Below are 17,395 nucleotides of genomic sequence, written 5' to 3' on the forward strand. Positions count from 1 at the left end.
TGGCTCGTTCCCGGTGTTCTGGTGTATCTCCAGTCTGCTCCTGATCCGGCCGCTGTCAAGACCCGTGGGCAGGGAAAATCGGGACCGAATTTCGGGCGTTGTGCGGACGGTGAACAGGGAGGACAGTGGGTATGTCCGGTGGCGTCCACCGGGGGCGCCGCCCTTCCTGAACAGGAGGTGGCCTGTGTACGCACGTTCGAGCACGATCACGGCCGAGCCGTCGTCGATCGACAGTGGGATCGCGTACCTCCGCAACGAGGTGATGCCGCGACTGTCCGAGATCGACGGGTGGGTGGGCATGTCCCTGATGGTGAACAGGGCGACGGGGCGCTGCATCGCCTCGACCGCGTGGGAAACCGAGGACGCGATGCGTTCGAGCCGGCTTGCCGTGCAACCGGTTCGCGACGGCCTGGCCCATGCCCTCAACGGGCAGACCGAGCAGATCGACGAATGGGATGTCGCGGTGATGCACCGCGACCACCTGGCCGGGGCCCGCGCCTGCACGCGGTGCACCTGGGTGCAGGTCGATCCGGGCGGTATCGACCGCATGATCGACACGTTCAAGCACACGTTGCTGCCGAAGCTGGAACGGATGGAGGGGTTCCGCAGCGCGAGCCTGTTCGTCGACCGGTCGACCGGTCGCGCGGTGGGCTCGACCGTGTGGTCGAGCATCGAGGAGCTGGAGAGCAGCCGTCAGCAGACCGACCAGCTCAGGGCGGCGGTGGTTCGCGAGGTGGGCGCCGACGTGGTCGAGGTGGCCGAGTTCCGGCTCGGCTTCGCGCATCTGCGCGTCCCCGAACTGGTCTGACACCGGACGGCCCGTGCTATTCCGCCGGCTCCCTCGGGGCCGGCGGGGTGGCGCCGAGCCCCTTCGCGTCGGCGGCGGCGCGGATCGCGTCGACGACGAGCAGCAGCGCCGCCCTGCGCCCGGTGTTGGTGCGATACGCCAGCGACACCGTACGGGTGAGGATGTCGCCGAGGGCGACGATGTCGACGCCCGGCGGGCGCAGGGCGAGCCCGAGGTCGGAGACCAGCGTGACGCCGAGGCCGGCCGCCGCCATGGCCATCGCGGTGGCCTGTTCCTCCACCTCGTGATCGATTCGCGGCGCGATCCCGGCGGACTGGAACGCCAGGCGGGCCGAGTTGCCGAAGTGCGAGCGGGCCGGCGCCAGGATCCACGGATACTCGGCCAGCTCGGCCAGCGTCACCCGCGCCGAGGGCACCGCACCGGCCGGGACGGCGGCATGGATCCGCTCCACCGCGATCACCGCGCGTTCCAGGCCGTGATCCCAGGTCATGGGAGAGTTGGAGTAGTCGAGCGCGAAGGACAGGTCGAGCGCGCCGTCACGGACCGCCGCCGCCGTCGCCTCCGGCGCGAGTTCCCTGGTGCGCACCAGGATTCCGGGGTGGGTGCGGGCCAGCGCGGTGAGCGCGTCGGGGAGCAGGCCCGAGGCCACCGACGCCCAGACGCCCGCGGTCAGCGACGCCGTCACCGATTCGCCGGATTCCTCGAGCGCCTGGGTGGCCCGCTCGACGAGGGCCAGGATCTCCGCGGCGTGCTCGGCGAGCAGCACACCGCGGTCGGTGAGCTGCACGCGGCGGCCGCGCCGTTCGAGCAGCCGGGTGCCGACATCGCGTTCGAGCTGCGCGAGCTGCTGGGACACCGCCGACGCGGTGTAGTGCAGCGCGGACGCCGCGGCCGTGATCGTTCCGCGTCGGTGCAGCTCGCGCAACATGCGCAGGCGGGGCAGCGACAGGTCCATGGGATCGAGCGTATGCGTTGTGCAGCAATGCTGAACACCGCCGTGAACGAACCGTAAATAGACGCGCGCGCGGATGCGGCCGCAGGCTGGTGACACGAGCCCGAAGAGGAGGTTGTCGCCGTGACGATGATGCAGAACTCACCTGGGAGTACCCCGCAGGTGACCGCGCAAACCACTCCGACGATTCCCGCGGCCACCCGCCCCGAGCCGTATCTGCGCCTGCACTGGACGGATTCGAGCACGGGCGCGGTCGGCTACCTCGTCGTGCACACATTGCGTTCCGGCCTGGCGACCGGCGGCACCAGGATGCGCGCGGGCTGCCGGCTGAGCGAGGTCGAGGATCTGGCGCGCGGCATGGCGGACAAGACCGCCACCTTCGACCTCCCGGTCGGCGGCGCCAAGGGCGGCATCGACTTCGACCCCAAGGATCCGCGCGCGGTCGAGGTGCTCGAGCGCTATTGCGAGGCGATGCGGCCGTGGCTCGACACGCACTGGGTCACCGCGGAGGACCTCGGCGTTCCGCAGCACCTCATCGACGCGGTGTTCGACAAGCTCGGCCTCGGCCAGAGCTATCACGCCGCGATCCGCCGCTCGGCCGATCCCGCGGCGACGCTGCGCAGGGTGCGCGACGGGCTGAACGCCGCGGTCGAAGGCGGGTTCCTGCTCGGCGACGTCATCGGCGGCTACGGAGTGGCGCACGCCTGCCTCGCCGCGGCCGTCTCGTGGGGCCGCGCGCCCGCCGCGACCACCGTCGCGATCCAGGGGATCGGCACGATGGGCGGGTCGGCCGCCTACTACCTGCACGAGGCCGGGATGACCGTCACCACCATCGCCGACGCCGCGGGCACCCTGCACCGCGCCGAGGGGCTCGACATCCCCGCGCTGCTCGCGCTGCGTGACGCCTACGGCGAGATCGACCGCTCCCGGCTGCCCGCGGGCATCGACCAGCTGCCGCGCGCCGCGATCGTCTCCGCCGACGTGGACATCCTCGTCCCCGCGGCCATCTCGTACGCGCTCACCCCGGACAACTCCTACGACGTGCGCGCCCGCATCGTGGTCGAGGCGGCCAACGCCGCGACCACCCCGGAGGCCGAGGCCATGCTCGCCGCCCGCGGCGTCGCCGTGCTGCCGGATTTCGTGGCGAACGCGGGCGCCGTCGCCTGGGCCTGGTGGCTGCTGCTCGGCGAGGTGGACGACACCCCGGCGACCTCGTTCGACCGCCTGCGCGTGATCATGCACGCCAAGGTCGCGGAGTTGCTGGCCGCCTGGACCGACCAGCACGTCACCCCGCGCGAGACCGCCCGGCGCTGGACCGAAACCCCTTCCACGCCGAGCGGTCCCGTCGTCATCCCCTGACGGATCAGCCGAAGACATCCGTTCCGACCACCGAGAGCAGCCGAAGCTTCTCGGCGTCGGCACTGCCGGGCGTGGCCGTGTAGACCAGCAGCAGATGGGCCTCGACGGGATCGAGCAGCGTCTGGCAGTTCAGCTCCAGCGCGCCGACTTCGGGATGCCGGAACCGCTTGACCTCGTGGGGCCGCACGCCCACTTCGTGGGTGTGCCACAGGGTCCGGAACTCCGCGGACTCGGCGAGCAGCAGGTCGGCGTAGTGCGCGGCGCGGGAGCCGGGCCCGCGGCGGGTGGAGACCTCGCGGAGTCCGGCGACGAACATCCGCGACAGGAACGGGTGGTCCGCCGGGTCGTAGCGGTCGCGCTCGCCGGGGTCGGTGAACCAGCGGTAGCCGATGCTGCGCGCGGGTCCGCTGTATCGGGTGGTCTCGCCGGTGAGGGCGACGCCCAGCGGTGTCTGGCGCAGCGTCTCCCCGAGTTCGGTGACGATCTCGGCGGGGGTGTCCTGTAGCCGGTCGAAGATCCGCAGCAGGCCGGGGCTGATGTGCTCGCCGCTCGCGCCGCGCGCGGGCGGGGTGTGACCGGCCAGGCGGAACAGATGGTCGCGTTCGTCGAGCGACAGGTGCAGGCCCTGGGCGATGGCGGCCGTCATCTGTTCGGAGGGCTGCGGACCGCGTTCCTGTTCGATGCGCGCGTAGTAGTCCGTCGACATGTGACACAGGACCGCGACCTCCTCCCGGCGCAACCCGCTGGTGCGGCGGCGCTGTCCGCGCGGCAGCCCGACGTCCTCGGGCTGTAGTGATTCCCGGCGCCGCTTGAGGAATTCGGCCAGTCCGGCCCGATCGATCATCGGCGTACCACCCCTTTCGCGGCTCGGGTTCGGTTCTACCTTCTGGACCAGGACCTATCCACGGACAGGTAGTCCCTGGATCGCGCTTCCCGGAGCGACGATCGTCGAAGGCGAGCCAAGCACGCCGAGGCGACCAAGGAGAAGCGACATGCCACGTCGGCCACTCGACATCACCGTCCCCGACCTCACCGGCAACCGCGCCGTCGTCACCGGCGCCAGCGACGGCATGGGCGTCGGCATCGCGGCGCGCTTGGCGGCCGCGGGAGCCGAGGTCGTTCTGCCCGTACGCAACCAGCGCAAGGGGGAGGCGGCCCGCGCGGAGATCCTGCGGTCGACTCCCGGCGCGCGCGTCTCGCTGCGGGAGCTGGACCTGTCGTCGCTGGCGTCGGTCGCGGCGCTCGGGGCGAGCCTGCTAACCGAGGATCGCCCGATCCACCTGTTGATCAACAACGCCGGGGTGATGACCCCGCCGCAACGGCAGGTCACCGCCGACGGCCACGAACTGCAGTTCGGGACGAATCATCTCGGCCACTTCGCCCTCGTCGGTCACCTGCTGCCGCTGCTGCGCGCCGGGCGGGCCCGCGTCACCTCACAGATCAGTGTCGCGGCGAACCAGAACGGGATCAACTGGGACGACCCGAACTGGGAACGCTCCTACGACGGCATGCGCGCCTACAGCCAATCCAAGATCGCCCTCGGCCTGTTCGGGCTCGAACTCGCCCGGCGCAGCGACACCGACGGCTGGGGCATCACCAGCAATCTGGCCCATCCCGGCGTCGCGCCGACGAACCTGCTCGCCGCCCGGCCGGAGGTCGGGCGCGCCGAGGACACCACCGGGGTGAAGCTCATCCGGTGGTTGTCCGCGCGCGGCCTGGTCGTCGGCACGGTCGAGTCGGCGAAGCTGCCCGCGCTCTACGCCGCCACCTCGCCCGCGGCCGAATCCGGACGCTTCTACGGTCCCCGCGGACTCGGCCACCTCGGCGGCCCGCCCGCCGAGCAGAAGCTCTACCGCCGCCTGCGCGACCCCGAAGCGGCCCGCCGCATCTGGCAGCTCTCCGAAGAGCTCACCGACCTGCGCATCAACGCCTGACGCCGTTCCAATCGTCCAAGACCGGCGCAAGATTCCGGTCGTAGCGTCGATTCATGACTACCACGCCTGACCAGCTGACCGATCGTGACCTCGTGGCGACCCTGGACGAGTGGATGGCGGCCATCGTCGCCAACGACGCCGACCGCATCGGCGCGTTCATGGCCGAGGAGTGGGTCATGGTCTCCGAGAACGGGATCGCCACGGCCGAGCGGTTTCTCGCGCTCGTGCGCTCGGGCGAGCTCACCCACTCGGCGATGCGCCGCGTCGGCGAGGTCCGCGTCCGCTACCACGGCGACCTCGCCCTACTGACCACCCGCGCCACCAACACCGCCCACTACCTGGGCACCCGCATCGACGCCGACGAATGGACCACCGACGTGTTCACCCACGCCGCCGGCCGCTGGCGGTGCCTGCTCACCCAGATCACCGCGGCGCGGCCCGGGTGAGTCCTAGCTGTAGGAGGGGCGTGTACGGCCTGGTCCGCCCCCTCATGGATCGGCATGCCTAGAACAGTCCCAACACCAGCGTGATCGCCAGGAACAGTGCCAGCTGATAGCCGGTGTTGATGGTCGTCAACTTCAGGGGCTTCTGCTCGAACGAGTTGTGCTGGAGGAGGGTCGATGCGGACAGGGTCAGCCAGGCGCCGAACCCGACCGCCACGGCCATCCACACGGATTCGTTGCCGGTGGCTGCCGACGCGAGCCCGACGGCGAACGCCAGTCCGACGGTGGTCGCGGCGTTGGACACGGCGAGCAGGATCAGGTTCCGCGTTCGGACAGGTCTGCTCTTCTCCGGCGTGATGCCCGTGAGCCCTTCCCACGCGTCCGCGATGGCTCCCTTCGAGTACCAGGCCATCGCGACGACCATCCCCGCGACGAACGCGAGAAGCACACCGATCCAGCTGATCTCCATGCCCATACCTCCCTGACAGTGGGCCACGAACAGTCCCTTGCGACGGCTGACCCTCGCCCTGCCCGCCATCCTCCGCGGGAGGACGGCAGCGCCGCCGGTGGAGGCCGGCTTCGAGGTGGAGGGCCTGCTCATCGTTCTCCGCATCGACGAGGACGGCCCGAGTGCGGGCATCGGCGACGATCATCAACCGGAGACCGTCTTGGTGGCCGAGGCCGACACGGTTGTCAGTCTTGTCGCCGGTGCCCTCACCGTCGATCAGGCGCTCGATGCAGGGGAACTTCGCGGAGATTCCGATGCACTTCGGCGGGCGTTCGTCGGAGAGGCCGTCTCCACGACATTGGGTCCGAGAGACTCATAGTCGGACGACGCCGTTGACAACGTCATGGCCGGCAACGCCTAGCGGTACTCGGGATTCTCGAAATCGAAGCGGCAGCCCGCGTCCCATTCGGAGCGCTGGTTCCCGTGCGCGGGAATGCCGTCGTTGTCCTTCAGTGCGCGGGCCAGGTGCATCAGGTTCCACGTCATGAAGGTGGTGTTGCGGTTGGTGAAGTCGTTCTCGGGGCCACCCGAGCCGGGGTCGAGGTAGGACGGCCCCGGGCCGGCCTCCCCGATCCAGCCCGCGTCGGCCTGCGGCGGGATGGTGTAGCCCAGGTGCTGCAGGCTGTAGAGGATGTTCATGGCGCAGTGCTTGACGCCGTCCTCGTTGCCGGTGATCAGGCAGCCGCCGACCCGCCCGTAATAGGCGTACTGGCCGTGCTCGTTGAGGATCGAGGAGTTGCCGTAGAGGCGCTCGATCACCCGCTTGGTGACAGAACTGTTGTCGCCCAACCAGATCGGGCCCGCGAGCACCAGGATGTCGGCCGCCATCACCTGCTCCTGCAGCGCGGGCCACTCGTCGGTGGCCCAGCCGTGCTCGGTCATGTCGGGCCACACCCCGGTCGCGATGTCATGGTCGACGGCCCGCAGGTGCGACACCCGCACCCCGTTCCTGGCCATGATGCCGGCGCTCACGTCGATGAGCCCCTGCGTATTGCTCGGCTCGGGGGAGCGCTTGAGCGTGCAGTTGATGAACAGCGCGCTCAGATCGTCGAATCGAGTCATGCCCTCCAGTGTCCGCCGACTCGCTCACGAATCCAGGCAGGTGAGGACCTCGGTCGCGGCGCGGTGGCCGGAGCGTACGGCGCCGTCCATGTAGCCGTTCCAGATCGCCGCGGTCTCCGCACCCGCCCAGTGGATCCGCCCGACCGGTTCCGACAGGGCGGCGCCGTACTGGGTCCAGACACCGGCGCCGAGACGGCCGCCGTAACAGCCGCGCGTGTACTCCTCCGCCATCCAGTCCCGCTCGACGTAGTCGATCGGTTCGGCGGCGGCGGGGCCGAACAGTTCGGTGAGCTCCGAGACGGCGGCGGCCCTGCGCTTCTCGACGCTCCAGGTGCCCGCGTTCCGCGCGTGCGCGCCCTCGAAGAATCCGACGAGCACGCCGCACGAGCCGTCGGGTGGGGAGTTGTCCATGGTCACGCTCAGGGCGCCGTCGAGATTGAACGCGAAGCCACTGAGTCCCGCCGCCCGCCAGAACGGCGTCGGGTACGCGACCTGGATCTTGATCACCGACCCCATCGGCATCTGCTGGGTGAGGCCGTCGCGGGACGCGGGCAGCGCCGGGTCGTAGCGCAGCCGCCCGGCCAGGGCGGGCGGGATCGCCACGATCACCCGCTCGGCCGTGATCACGCCGCTCGCGCAGGTCACCCGGACGCCGTGGGTGTCCTGGGCGATCGCGTGCACCGGCGCGTCCAGGGCCACGATCTCGTCGCCGAGCTCCGCCGCGAGCCGCTCGGAGATCTGGTGCGTGCCGCCGACCACGCGCAGCTCCTGGGCGCCGCCGGTGACTCCGACGAGGATGTCGAGCATGCCCGCGGACTTGACGTAGAACAGGAAGTGCAGCAGCGACAGCTCCGCGGGTTGGGCGGAGAACAGCGCGGGCACCACCGCGTCCCAGAAGGCCAGGACCTCCGCGTCACCGGTGTTCGCGCGCAGCCACTCGTCGACGGTGCGGCGGTCGAGCTCGGCCGCCGCGGGTGAGGTCCACGGCGTCGACAGCGACACGGTCTCGGCGAGCGCCTCGAGCTCGGCCTGCAGCCGGCCCACTTCCACGGCCGCGGTCTCGGACAGGCCGAAGCTCGCGTCGCCGTAGCGAGTGCGGGTGCCGCGGTACAGCGTCACCGCGTCGCCGGTGTCGTAGGTGGGGAACGTCGTCAGGCCGAGTTCCGCCACGAGGGCGAGGATCTCGGTCTGGGTCGTGCCGATCCACTGTCCGCCCAGTTCCACCGGCACGCCGTTGGCGAGAGCGCCGCCCAGGTTGCGGCCGGCGACCCGGTTCCTGGCCTCGAGCACCCGCACGGTGCGGCCCGCGGACCGGAGCTGCCTGGCCGCGGTCAGGCCCGCCAGCCCCGCGCCCACCACGACTACGTCGACATCGGTCATGCTCGATCCTTCGCTCAGAAAAGTCAGTCGGTTGTATGACTGTAATATAGGTCACGGCAGCGGTCTGTGCAAGAGTTGTCCGGACGTTCGCGCATCAGTCAGACGAGGAGCGACCCGTGGTTTACGTCAAAGCGAGCGAGCGCGAGGAGCAGATCATCGCCGCCGCGATCAAGGTGCTCAGCGACGTCGGGGTGCCCGCCGCGACGCTGCGGGCGGTCGCCGCCGAGGCCGGCGTGCCGCTTGGCACCCTGCAGTACGTCTTCCCGAGCAAGGATCAGCTGCTGCGCGCGGTCATCGCGACGGTCGTCGAGGAGATCTCCGGGACCCTGCGCGAGGGCCTGGAGCTGGACCGGGGCGTCGAGCACGCGCTGCGGCACGGGGTGACCAGCTTCTGGGAGAAGCTGGTGGCCCATCGGATCGGCCTGCAGATCATGCAGTACGAGTTGATGGCGTACTCGCTGCGCAGCGAGACCGCCGCGCATCTGGCCCGGCTGCAGTACGACCGCTACTGCGCGGTGGTCACCGAATTCTGTGAACAGGCCGCCCAGGCCGCGGGCGAGCGCTGCGCCGTCGGCTTCGACACGCTCGGCCGGCTGGTACTCGCCCAGGTCGACGGGCTGATCCTGCAGCATGTGGCCAATCCGGACGCCGCGCGCGCCCGTCGCGACCTCGACAACGCCGTCGACATGCTGGTGCTCTTCGCGGATCCGCAGCGGGTGGCGCGCGGATCGAGAAGGTCGGCTGCCGCAGGCTAGTGCGCATCGATCGTTGCCTTCCGGTCACCTTCGCTCTATCGTGATTCGTACAGTCGTATGACTTTATTTGGTCACCATCGGAATGAGACGACATGACCGAGCAGACAGTGAACGACCCCGCCGCCGGCGGGCCGCCACCGCGCACCGTTCCCGTGATCGTGGTGGGCGCCGGGGTCGCCGGGCTCGTCGCCGCGCGGGAACTGCGGGGGCATGGCATCGAGGTCGTCGTCCTCGAAGCGGCCGAACGCCCCGGCGGGCGGACGCTGGCCGAGACCACCGTCCTCGGCTCGCGGGTCGACCTCGGCGGACAGTGGATCGGGCGCGGGCACCACCGGGCCGAGGCGCTGGCGGCGGAACTCGGTCTCACTGTGTTCCCGATGCGCACGCCGGCGCGCCCGGCGATCGTCGACGGCGCCACGCCAGTGGGTCGCCGGCCCGCCGTCGCGGTGGCGACCGCGGCGCTGCTGCTCTGCGAGATCCTCGCCCGTGTCGGCGCCCCGCGATCGCTGACCGCAGGCAGCGTGGGCTCGTGGCTGCGTCGCCTACCCAGCCGACGGGCGCGCCGGCTGCTCGAAGTGTTCGTCTCGGAGTCGACCACCGCCGACCTCGACAACTATGCGATGCACGCGCTCCTGGCGGCGATCCGCTACCAGGGCGGACTCGCCGCCATGCTCGCCACCGCGGGCGGGGCGCAGGAGAACCTCGTCGTCGAGGGGCTCGGGACGGCCGCCGAGCGACTCGCCGCCGACCTGGGGGACCGGGTCGTCCTCGGCACCCCCGTCACCGCCCTGCATCGCGACGACACCGGCGTCACGGTCCGTACCGCCTGGGGCGACTACCGAGCCGAGCGGGTGATCGTCACCGTCGCACCGCCGAAGGCCGCCACGATCGAACATCGCCCCGCCGCACCCGCCTCGCGAATTCGATTGCAGGACAACACCTGTATGGGATCGGTGTACAAGGCGGTGGCCGTCTACGACCGCCCGTTCTGGCGCGCGCGTGGCGAGGCCGAGTCGGTGCTGCTCTCCGAGCCGGGCACCGCGGTGTTCGACACCTCGCCACCGGAGGGCCCCGGCCACCTGTGCATGCTCGTCGGTGGGCGGGAGGCTCGCGCGCTCGACGATCTCGACGACCACGCGCGCCGAGCCGCTGTCCTCGGGCCGGTCGCCGAGCATCTCGGGCCGGGTGTGCTCGCACCGCGCGGCTGGCACGAGAAGTCCTGGCACCGGGACCCGTACGTCGGCGGCGGCTACTCCGCGCTGCCGCGCCTCGGCGACGAGACGGGCTATTTCCCGATGCCCGCCGCGCCCATGGGTCGCGTGCACTGGGCGGGTACCGAGACCGCGGCCGAACACGCGGGCTACGTCGAGGGCGCCATCGAGTCGGGGGAACGCGCGGCCCGCGAAGTCGCCGCGTTCCTGGTCCCGAATTCCACTGACCGGTAAATGCTTGACTGATTCCAGAAAGCGGAGAACACTGCGAGCGTGCCCACGGACACGGAGTTCCAGCAGCTGCTGCGAAGCGTGTCGCTGCGCGTGACCGCGCCGCGGATCGCGGTGCTGAGCGCTGTGCACGAGCGTCCGCACGCCGACACCGATTCCATCATCCGCGCCGTGCGTTCGCGCCTGTCCGTGGTCTCGCACCAGGCCGTCTACGACTCGCTCCGGGCACTCACCGCGGCCGGACTGCTGCGGTGCATCCAGCCCAAGGGACACGTGGCCCGCTACGAATCGCGGGTCGGCGACAACCACCACCATGTCATCTGCCGCGCGTGCGGGGTGATCGCCGATGTCGACTGCCAGGTCGGCCCGGCGCCCTGTCTGACCGCTTCCGACGACCATGGCTTCGTGATCGATGAAGCCGAGGTCATCTACTGGGGCCTGTGCCCCGACTGTTCGCAGCCCGAACATCCCGTCCAGGAAGGAATATCGTGACCTCCGATAGCCGCCCACCCACTCCTGACACCGACACGCGCAGCACCAGCGAGAGCGAGAACCCGGCGATCCCCTCGCCGACGCCCGACACCGACCGCCGCCCCCACTCGAACAAGGACTGGTGGCCCGAGCAGATCGATGTCTCGGTGCTGCACGCGCACTCGTCCAAGTCCAATCCGCTGGGCGAGGACTTCGACTACGCGAAGGAATTCGCCAAGCTCGACGTCGAGGCGCTCAAAGCGGACGTGGCCGCGGTCCTGACCGATTCGCAGGACTGGTGGCCCGCCGACTACGGCAACTACGGCGGCCTGTTCATCCGGATGAGCTGGCACGCCGCGGGCACCTACCGCATCGCCGACGGGCGCGGCGGCGGCGGGCAGGGCTCGCAGCGCTTCGCCCCGCTCAACAGCTGGCCCGACAACGCCAATCTCGACAAGGCCCGCAGGCTGCTGTGGCCGGTGAAGCAGAAGTACGGCAACGCGATCTCGTGGGCCGACCTGCTGGTCTTCGCCGGCAACGTCGCCCTGGAGTCGATGGGCTTCCAGACCTTCGGCTTCGGCTTCGGCCGCCCCGACATCTGGGAGCCCGAGGAAGTCTTCTGGGGTCCGGAGGACACCTGGCTCGGCGACGAGCGCTACAGCGGCGACCGCGAGCTGGCCGGCCCGCTCGGCGCGGTGCAGATGGGCCTGATCTACGTGAACCCGGAGGGCCCCAACGGCAGGCCCGACCCGGTGGCCGCCGCACGCGACATCCGCGAGACGTTCGGCCGGATGGCCATGAACGACGAGGAGACCGCCGCGCTGATCGTCGGCGGACACAGCTTCGGCAAGACCCACGGCGCCGGTGACGCCGCCGCGGTCGGCCCCGAGCCCGAGGCCGCCCCGCTCGAGCAGCAGGGTCTCGGCTGGAAGAGCACTTACGGCGAGGGCAAGGGCAAAGACGCCATCACCAGCGGCCTGGAAGTGGTCTGGACCGCCACGCCGACCCGGTGGAGCAACGGCTTCCTGCAGAACCTGTACGGGTTCGAGTGGGAGCTCACCAAGAGCCCCGCGGGCGCCTGGCAGTGGAAGCCGAAGGACGGCGCGGGCGAAGGTCTCATCCCCGACCCGTTCGGCGGACCCGGTCGCACCCCGACGATGCTGACCACCGACCTCTCGCTGCGCGAGGACCCGATCTACCGCGAGATCACCAGCCGCTGGCTCGATCACCCCGAGGAGCTCGCCGAGGCGTTCGCCAAGGCCTGGTACAAGCTGCTGCACCGCGACATGGGCCCGGTCAGCCGCTACCTCGGCCCGTGGGTGCCCGAGCCGCAGCTGTGGCAGGACCCGGTTCCGGCCGTGGATCACCCGCTCGTCGACGAGCAGGACGTCGCCGGGCTCAAGACCACCGTCCTCGACTCCGGGCTGACCGTGCCGCAGCTGGTCAAGACCGCGTGGGCGGCCGCGGCCAGCTTCCGCAGCACCGACAAGCGCGGTGGCGCCAACGGCGCCAGGATCCGGCTCGAACCACAGCGCGGGTGGGAGGTCAACGAGCCCGCCGAGCTGGCGCAGGTGCTGCCCGTGCTCGAGCGGATCCAGCAGGACTTCAACGCCTCGGCCGCAGGCGGCAAGAAGATCTCGCTGGCCGACCTGATCGTGCTCGCCGGTTCGGCGGCGGTGGAGAAGGCGGCGGCCGACGCCGGCTACAAGGTCACCGTGCCGTTCGCGCCCGGTCGCACCGACGCCACCCAGGAGAACACCGACGTGGAATCCTTCGCCGTGCTCGAACCGCGCGCCGACGGCTTCCGCAACTACGTGCGCCCGGGGGAGAAGGCTCCGCTCGAGCGGCTGCTGCTCGACCGCGCCTACATGCTCGACGTGACGGCGCCGCAGCTGACGGTGCTGGTCGGCGGGTTGCGTGCGCTCGGCGCCAACTACGGCGGGACCGCGCACGGTGTGTTCACCGACCGGCCCGGCGTGCTGACCAACGACTTCTTCGTCAATCTGCTCGACCAGAACACCGAGTGGAAGCCGTCGGAGTCGGCGGAGAACGTCTACGAGGGCACCGACCGAAGCACCGGCGCGAAGCGCTGGACCGCCACGGCCAACGACCTGGTCTTCGGCTCGCATTCGGTGCTGCGCGCCGTCGCCGAGGTCTACGGCCAGCGCGACGCGGGGGAGAAGTTCGTGAACGACTTCGTCGCCGCGTGGGTCAAGGTCCTCGACAACGACCGGTTCGACCTGCGCTGAACCACGACGGCAGCCCCGGCCCTACACCGGCCGGGGCTGCCGTGTGTCCGTTTGGATCGCCGTGGCCGGGTATGCGCCGCACATGACATCTTTCTGGTCGACCGATGCCGTGCTGCCCACCCGCCTGCCGCTGAGCGACGACATCGAGGTCGACACCGTCGTCATCGGCGCCGGACTCGTCGGCCTGACCAGCGCCCTGCTGCTGGCCGAGCGGGGCAGGGCGGTCGCCGTGCTCGAGGCCCGCCGGGTCGGTGCCGTCACCACCGGGGCGTCGAGCGCGAAGATCTCCCTGTTGCAGGGCACCCGCGCCCAGGCCATCGCGAACCGGCACGGCACCAGGGCCCTGTCGCGCTATGTGGCGGCCAATCGCGCCGGGTTCGACTGGCTGCTGGAATTCTGTGCCGCCCACGAGATCTCGGCCCAGCGCGTCCCCGCCATCACCTACGCGCAGCAACCGCGCGAATCCGCCGCCGTCCGTGCCGAATTCGAGGCCACACGGGCGGTGGGCCTGCCCACCCAGCTGGTCGACGAACTGGACGTGCCCTTCCCCGCATACGGCGGCGTGCGGCTGCCGGAGCAGGCCCAGGTCGACCCGGTCGCGGTGCTCGCAGCGATGGCGGCCGACGTCGAGGCAAACGGCGCGCAGATCTTCGAATCGACTCGCGCGCACCGGCTTCGGCACGAGGGCGAACGGGTCGTGGTGACGACCGACAACGGGCAGGTGACGGCCTCGAACGCGATCGTCGCGACCGGATCGCCCGTCTTCGATCGGCGCGGACTGGCCGCCCGGCTGGTCCCCGAACGGTCCTATCTCGCCGCGTTCGACGTGCCGGGCCAGGTGCCGGAGGAGATGTTCCTCAGCGCTGGTTCACCGACGAGGTCGCTGCGCTGGGCGCCGACCGAGACCGGCCGGGTGCTGCTGGTCGGCGGCAGCGGCCACGTGGTCGGCCGGGCCGACGGCGAGGCCAGGCACGTCGCGGACCTGCTGAACTGGGCGAACCGCTGGTTCCCCGGCGCCGAACTGCTCGACCGCTGGTCCGCGCAGGACTATCACCCGATCGGCGAACTGCCGTACGTGGGACCGGTGGGTCCCGGCGGCGACCGGGTGCGGTGCGCGACCGGGTTCGCGAAGTGGGGGATGACCAACGGGGTGGCCGCCGCCCTCACGCTGGTCGGCCGCATCACCGGCACGCCGCCGGAATGGGCGCGGGTCTACGACACCTGGCGCCCCGGTGTGGTGGGCACCCTGCGCGCCGGCGCGGAGGCGAATGCCACGGTGGCATGGCATCTTTCGTCCGGCTGGCTGCACGCGGTCGAGGGCGGCCCGAGTCTCCCGCCGCGCGAAGGCGAGGGCCGGGTCGAACGGCACGGGTTGCACCCGACCGCCGTCTGCACCGTCGACGGCCGCACCGATGCCGTCTCGCCGGTGTGTCCCCACCTGTGGGGCATCGTGAACTGGAACGACGCCGAGAAGACCTGGGACTGCCCCTTGCACGGCTCCCGTTTCGCCCCGGACGGCAGCGTCCTCGAGGGCCCGGCGACGGCGCCGCTGTCGCCCCGCGAACTCTAGGCGCTGTTTCGGACCACGGCCACGAGGTATCGCCACCCTGTGACCGCCGGACGGTCGCATGCTTCGGTTACCGCATCGTCGAAGGAGGATTCATGGTTTCGCGGGACATCATCGCGCAGTGGCGGCAGGACATCACGACCGCAGACGATGCCGGTGACGAGGCCACGGCCCAGCGCCTGCGCGGGGAGCTCTCGACCGCGATCGCGGGCAAGGACCGGGATCACGACCTGCTCCGTTTCGTCGAGACCTGTCTGAGCAACGCGCTGCGGATGGAGCAGTTCGCCGCCGACGCGGACCGCGCGGGCGACAGCGAGGTCGCCGAGTTCTTCCGCAAGGCCCGGCACGAGAGCCACAAGGGCGCCGAGCAGGGCAAGGTGCTGTTGCGCCAACGGCTGACCGGCGACTAGGCCACCGGTCACCCCCGGCCGATCGCGAGATCCGCCAACCGCGCCAGCGACTCCTTGTTCCGAGGTGTCAGCAGCAGCGACTGGGCGGCGTGCGGGATCAGCCGCCCCGGCCCGCCGACCGCCTCCTCACTCATGAGGACCTGGCACGAGGCGGGCCCGGTCGCGCGCAGTTCGAGCCGGACGACGGCCGTGCCGAGCGGCCACAGGCGCGCGTGCAGCTCGATGCTCCACGGCGGATCGACGGCGCGCACCTCGGTCGTGTCCTGAATGGTCAGCGGCCACGGCCCGACGCTGTGATGGATGCGCGCGCCGACGGCGGGCCAGGTGTCGTCCACCTCGCGGATATGGGAGGCGCCGACCACCCAGCCCGCGTAGGACCACCCGTCGGCGATCACCGCGAAGACATCGTCTGCCGACGCGCGGATCTTGCTCGTCACCTGGACCATGTCGTCTCCTCTCGGCGGAAAGTCGCTGGCGTGCAACGCGGGCATACCCCCTCCGATCACCTCGAATCCGGGGTCGTTTGGCCCCCGGTATCCGGGGTAGCGCACCACGTGAAGCACCGAGAGGGAAGGAGCAGGCGATGACCGCACCCCAGGAGCACATCGAAGGCGACGGCGTCGACGACGAGACGACGACCCTGGACCGCAGCGAGGAGACCGACGAGGACCAGTTGCGCCAGGACCCGCTCGAGGGCGCGATGGACCCGCCCGAGCACTGGACCGGAGCCACCAGCTACGGAATGACGCCCCGCGAGGAGTCCCAGCCCCGCCCGCTGGACGAACGGCTGGCCGAGGAGGAACCCGATGTGGTCCCCGGCTCCGCGCCGCAGGCCCCCGGCTCGGCCCCGGCCGACATCGACACCGAGGGAGTGCCGACGCCGCCCGCGCCCGGCTACGAGGAAGATCTCGGCATCTCGGCCGACGTGGCAGGCGGCTCGATGCCGTCGGAGATCCGTCATCCCGAGCCGCCCGACTGAGCGCGATCAACCGGTGTGAGCAGGCGAAAGGCGCAGTGCCACCGAGCAATTGCGCGTCGGGTCCGCGAAAAATCTGCAGTGATCCCGGTTTGGCCGCCGGATGCCGGGTAGTGCCATCGTGTGGCCGCTACGACGACCACGTGCCAGAAAGCCAGACGACAACGAGGAGGGCGACATGCCTGATCCGAACAACCCTGGACAGTTCGGCAACCGAAACGACACGCAGGAGCAGGCCGCCCGCGGTGGCCAGGCCAGCAGCGGCAGCTTCGGCGAGCGCAACGCCGCCGATCCGCAGGCCGCGGGCCGCAAGGGCGCCCAGGCGCAGCCCACCGAGGCCAAGCGCGAAGGCGGCCAGCACAGCCACGGCGGACGCTGACCAGCTCCGCAGTCGGGCCCGGCACGATGTGCCGGGCCCGACCCGTGTCCGGGGCCGCTGCCTTCCGTGACGCGAGTCAATACAATCGGTCCCACGAGAAAGGACCCCGGGTATGGCTGAGCTCGTGTTCGGAATGAACCAGTCCCTCGACGGCTACGTCGATCACGACAAGTTCGCGCCCGATCCCACTCTCTTCCGGCACTTCATCGAAGAGGCCCGGCAGCAGGTCGGCAGCGTGTACGGGCGCCGGATGTACGAGATCATGCGCTACTGGGACGACGACGACCCCGCCTGGGACGCGGACGAGCGCGAGTTCGCGCAGGCATGGCGCGACCAGCGCAAATGGGTCGTCTCGCGCACACTGACCACCGTCGGCCCCAACGCGACCCTCCTCGGCGCCGACCTCGAGGGCGCGATCCGCGCGCTGAAGGCCGAGCACGAGGGGGAGATCGAGATCGCGGGCCCGAACCTGGCCCGCAGCGTCACCGACCTCGGCCTCATCGACGAATACCGCGTCTACCTCCACCCCGTCGTGCTCGGCGGCGGCGACCCGTACTTCGCGGGCCCGCGCCCGCCGCTGCGCCTGCGCACCGTCGACCGCATCGGTGACGACGTCGTCAAGCTGACCTACGTCCCGCAGTGACAGTTCCCGCCCCCGCGCCGCGACGGGTCACCCGCCGCCGCGTACAGACCAGGGCGC

The 17,395-nt window shown here is 70.7% G+C and carries 20 protein-coding genes; 14 read left to right on the forward strand and 6 right to left on the reverse strand.

Translation table 11 applies throughout. From position 1 onward, the window contains the following. The first annotated feature begins 184 nt into the window (after positions 1–184). Positions 185–808, forward strand: a complete 624-nt coding sequence (locus DFR69_RS32430) for an antibiotic biosynthesis monooxygenase (RefSeq protein WP_110041509.1) — start codon at positions 185–187, stop codon at positions 806–808. Positions 809–824: 16 nt separating this feature from the next. On the opposite strand, the gene DFR69_RS32435 is transcribed toward DFR69_RS32430, so the two are convergent. Next, on the reverse strand, positions 825–1,763 hold the full coding sequence (locus DFR69_RS32435; protein ID WP_110041510.1) for a LysR substrate-binding domain-containing protein: 939 nt from the start codon (positions 1,761–1,763) through the stop codon (positions 825–827). Between the two features lie 126 nt (positions 1,764–1,889). On the opposite strand from DFR69_RS32435, the gene DFR69_RS32440 reads away from it, so the two are divergent. Beyond that, positions 1,890–3,119 (forward strand): Glu/Leu/Phe/Val dehydrogenase dimerization domain-containing protein, encoded by a 1,230-nt coding sequence (locus tag DFR69_RS32440; protein WP_208644084.1) that lies wholly within the window; start codon positions 1,890–1,892, stop codon positions 3,117–3,119. A gap of 4 nt (positions 3,120–3,123) precedes the next feature. Here DFR69_RS32440 and DFR69_RS32445 read toward each other — a convergent pair whose 3' ends face one another. Then, entirely contained in the window at positions 3,124–3,963 is an 840-nt protein-coding gene (locus tag DFR69_RS32445) for a helix-turn-helix transcriptional regulator (protein WP_110041511.1), read from the reverse strand. Between the two features lie 148 nt (positions 3,964–4,111). Here DFR69_RS32445 and DFR69_RS32450 point away from each other — a divergent pair, with 148 nt between their 5' ends. Then, on the forward strand, positions 4,112–5,053 hold the full coding sequence (locus DFR69_RS32450; protein ID WP_110041512.1) for an SDR family oxidoreductase: 942 nt from the start codon (positions 4,112–4,114) through the stop codon (positions 5,051–5,053). Between the two features lie 53 nt (positions 5,054–5,106). After that, positions 5,107–5,499 carry a nuclear transport factor 2 family protein gene (locus DFR69_RS32455; protein WP_110041513.1) on the forward strand — a complete coding sequence of 131 codons (393 nt, stop codon included), beginning with the start codon at positions 5,107–5,109 and terminating at the stop codon, positions 5,497–5,499. A gap of 58 nt (positions 5,500–5,557) precedes the next feature. Here the strand turns inward: DFR69_RS32455 and DFR69_RS32460 are convergent, their stop codons facing one another. Then, on the reverse strand, positions 5,558–5,965 hold the full coding sequence (locus DFR69_RS32460) for a DUF1761 domain-containing protein (RefSeq protein WP_110041555.1): 408 nt from the start codon (positions 5,963–5,965) through the stop codon (positions 5,558–5,560). Positions 5,966–6,002: 37 nt separating this feature from the next. Between DFR69_RS32460 and DFR69_RS32465 the strand changes: the two genes are divergently transcribed. Next, positions 6,003–6,323, forward strand: coding sequence for a hypothetical protein (locus DFR69_RS32465; protein WP_244198575.1), 321 nt, complete (start codon positions 6,003–6,005; stop codon positions 6,321–6,323). 38 nt (positions 6,324–6,361) lie between these two features. Here DFR69_RS32465 and DFR69_RS32470 read toward each other — a convergent pair whose 3' ends face one another. After that, complete coding sequence (locus DFR69_RS32470) at positions 6,362–7,066, reverse strand: flavodoxin family protein (RefSeq protein WP_110041514.1); 705 nt, start codon at positions 7,064–7,066, stop codon at positions 6,362–6,364. A 24-nt stretch (positions 7,067–7,090) separates the two neighbouring features. After that, entirely contained in the window at positions 7,091–8,446 is a 1,356-nt protein-coding gene (locus DFR69_RS32475; protein ID WP_110041515.1) for a flavin monoamine oxidase family protein, read from the reverse strand. Between the two features lie 116 nt (positions 8,447–8,562). Here DFR69_RS32475 and DFR69_RS32480 point away from each other — a divergent pair, with 116 nt between their 5' ends. The 6 genes from DFR69_RS32480 to DFR69_RS32505 all read left to right on the forward strand — a co-directional run bounded on the left by DFR69_RS32480 (position 8,563) and on the right by DFR69_RS32505 (position 15,340). Further along, positions 8,563–9,201, forward strand: coding sequence for a TetR/AcrR family transcriptional regulator (locus tag DFR69_RS32480; RefSeq protein ID WP_110041516.1), 639 nt, complete (start codon positions 8,563–8,565; stop codon positions 9,199–9,201). A gap of 92 nt (positions 9,202–9,293) precedes the next feature. Then, a complete protein-coding gene (locus DFR69_RS32485; RefSeq protein ID WP_110041517.1) occupies positions 9,294–10,646 on the forward strand; it encodes a flavin monoamine oxidase family protein in 1,353 nt (450 codons plus the stop codon). Between the two features lie 39 nt (positions 10,647–10,685). Next, positions 10,686–11,135, forward strand: coding sequence for a Fur family transcriptional regulator (locus DFR69_RS32490; RefSeq protein ID WP_110041518.1), 450 nt, complete (start codon positions 10,686–10,688; stop codon positions 11,133–11,135). After that, a complete protein-coding gene (katG, locus tag DFR69_RS32495) occupies positions 11,132–13,363 on the forward strand; it encodes a catalase/peroxidase HPI (RefSeq protein ID WP_110041519.1) in 2,232 nt (743 codons plus the stop codon). Before DFR69_RS32490 ends, katG begins: the two co-directional genes overlap by 4 nt. Positions 13,364–13,445: 82 nt before the next feature. Beyond that, positions 13,446–14,933, forward strand: a complete 1,488-nt coding sequence (locus DFR69_RS32500) for an FAD-dependent oxidoreductase (protein WP_110041520.1) — start codon at positions 13,446–13,448, stop codon at positions 14,931–14,933. Between the two features lie 92 nt (positions 14,934–15,025). Beyond that, positions 15,026–15,340 (forward strand): hypothetical protein, encoded by a 315-nt coding sequence (locus DFR69_RS32505; RefSeq protein ID WP_373867022.1) that lies wholly within the window; start codon positions 15,026–15,028, stop codon positions 15,338–15,340. Positions 15,341–15,348: 8 nt separating this feature from the next. On the opposite strand, the gene DFR69_RS32510 is transcribed toward DFR69_RS32505, so the two are convergent. Continuing rightward, positions 15,349–15,786 carry an SRPBCC family protein gene (locus tag DFR69_RS32510; protein ID WP_110041521.1) on the reverse strand — a complete coding sequence of 146 codons (438 nt, stop codon included), beginning with the start codon at positions 15,784–15,786 and terminating at the stop codon, positions 15,349–15,351. A 137-nt stretch (positions 15,787–15,923) separates the two neighbouring features. Between DFR69_RS32510 and DFR69_RS32515 the strand changes: the two genes are divergently transcribed. The 3 genes from DFR69_RS32515 (at position 15,924) to DFR69_RS32525 (ending at position 17,338) form a co-directional block, all read left to right on the forward strand. Continuing rightward, the gene (locus tag DFR69_RS32515; RefSeq protein ID WP_110041522.1) at positions 15,924–16,319 is read left to right on the forward strand and encodes a hypothetical protein; all 396 of its coding nucleotides are present in this window, start codon (positions 15,924–15,926) and stop codon (positions 16,317–16,319) included. A 175-nt stretch (positions 16,320–16,494) separates the two neighbouring features. Continuing rightward, on the forward strand, positions 16,495–16,695 hold the full coding sequence (locus tag DFR69_RS32520; RefSeq protein ID WP_110041523.1) for a hypothetical protein: 201 nt from the start codon (positions 16,495–16,497) through the stop codon (positions 16,693–16,695). Between the two features lie 112 nt (positions 16,696–16,807). Continuing rightward, positions 16,808–17,338: a dihydrofolate reductase family protein gene (locus tag DFR69_RS32525; RefSeq protein WP_110041524.1), complete on the forward strand. Its 531-nt coding sequence runs from the start codon at positions 16,808–16,810 to the stop codon at positions 17,336–17,338. Positions 17,339–17,395 lie beyond the last annotated feature (57 nt).

This window comes from Nocardia neocaledoniensis (assembly GCF_003182135.1).
GTDB lineage: Bacteria > Actinomycetota > Actinomycetes > Mycobacteriales > Mycobacteriaceae > Nocardia > Nocardia neocaledoniensis.

What these genes read in the sequence shown, in the direction of transcription:
- DFR69_RS32435 (WP_110041510.1), bottom strand. Translation starts at nt 1,763, where the DNA reads ATGGACCTGTCGCTGCCCCGCCTGCGCATGTTGCGCGAGCTGCACCGA.
- DFR69_RS32440 (WP_208644084.1), top strand. Translation starts at nt 1,890, where the DNA reads ATGATGCAGAACTCACCTGGGAGTACCCCGCAGGTGACCGCGCAAACC.
- DFR69_RS32445 (WP_110041511.1), bottom strand. Translation starts at nt 3,963, where the DNA reads ATGATCGATCGGGCCGGACTGGCCGAATTCCTCAAGCGGCGCCGGGAA.
- DFR69_RS32450 (WP_110041512.1), top strand. Translation starts at nt 4,112, where the DNA reads ATGCCACGTCGGCCACTCGACATCACCGTCCCCGACCTCACCGGCAAC.
- DFR69_RS32455 (WP_110041513.1), top strand. Translation starts at nt 5,107, where the DNA reads ATGACTACCACGCCTGACCAGCTGACCGATCGTGACCTCGTGGCGACC.
- DFR69_RS32460 (WP_110041555.1), bottom strand. Translation starts at nt 5,965, where the DNA reads ATGGAGATCAGCTGGATCGGTGTGCTTCTCGCGTTCGTCGCGGGGATG.
- DFR69_RS32470 (WP_110041514.1), bottom strand. Translation starts at nt 7,066, where the DNA reads ATGACTCGATTCGACGATCTGAGCGCGCTGTTCATCAACTGCACGCTC.
- DFR69_RS32475 (WP_110041515.1), bottom strand. Translation starts at nt 8,446, where the DNA reads ATGACCGATGTCGACGTAGTCGTGGTGGGCGCGGGGCTGGCGGGCCTG.
- DFR69_RS32485 (WP_110041517.1), top strand. Translation starts at nt 9,294, where the DNA reads ATGACCGAGCAGACAGTGAACGACCCCGCCGCCGGCGGGCCGCCACCG.
- DFR69_RS32500 (WP_110041520.1), top strand. Translation starts at nt 13,446, where the DNA reads ATGACATCTTTCTGGTCGACCGATGCCGTGCTGCCCACCCGCCTGCCG.
- DFR69_RS32505 (WP_373867022.1), top strand. Translation starts at nt 15,026, where the DNA reads ATGGTTTCGCGGGACATCATCGCGCAGTGGCGGCAGGACATCACGACC.
- DFR69_RS32510 (WP_110041521.1), bottom strand. Translation starts at nt 15,786, where the DNA reads ATGGTCCAGGTGACGAGCAAGATCCGCGCGTCGGCAGACGATGTCTTC.
- DFR69_RS32515 (WP_110041522.1), top strand. Translation starts at nt 15,924, where the DNA reads ATGACCGCACCCCAGGAGCACATCGAAGGCGACGGCGTCGACGACGAG.
- DFR69_RS32520 (WP_110041523.1), top strand. Translation starts at nt 16,495, where the DNA reads ATGCCTGATCCGAACAACCCTGGACAGTTCGGCAACCGAAACGACACG.
- DFR69_RS32525 (WP_110041524.1), top strand. Translation starts at nt 16,808, where the DNA reads ATGGCTGAGCTCGTGTTCGGAATGAACCAGTCCCTCGACGGCTACGTC.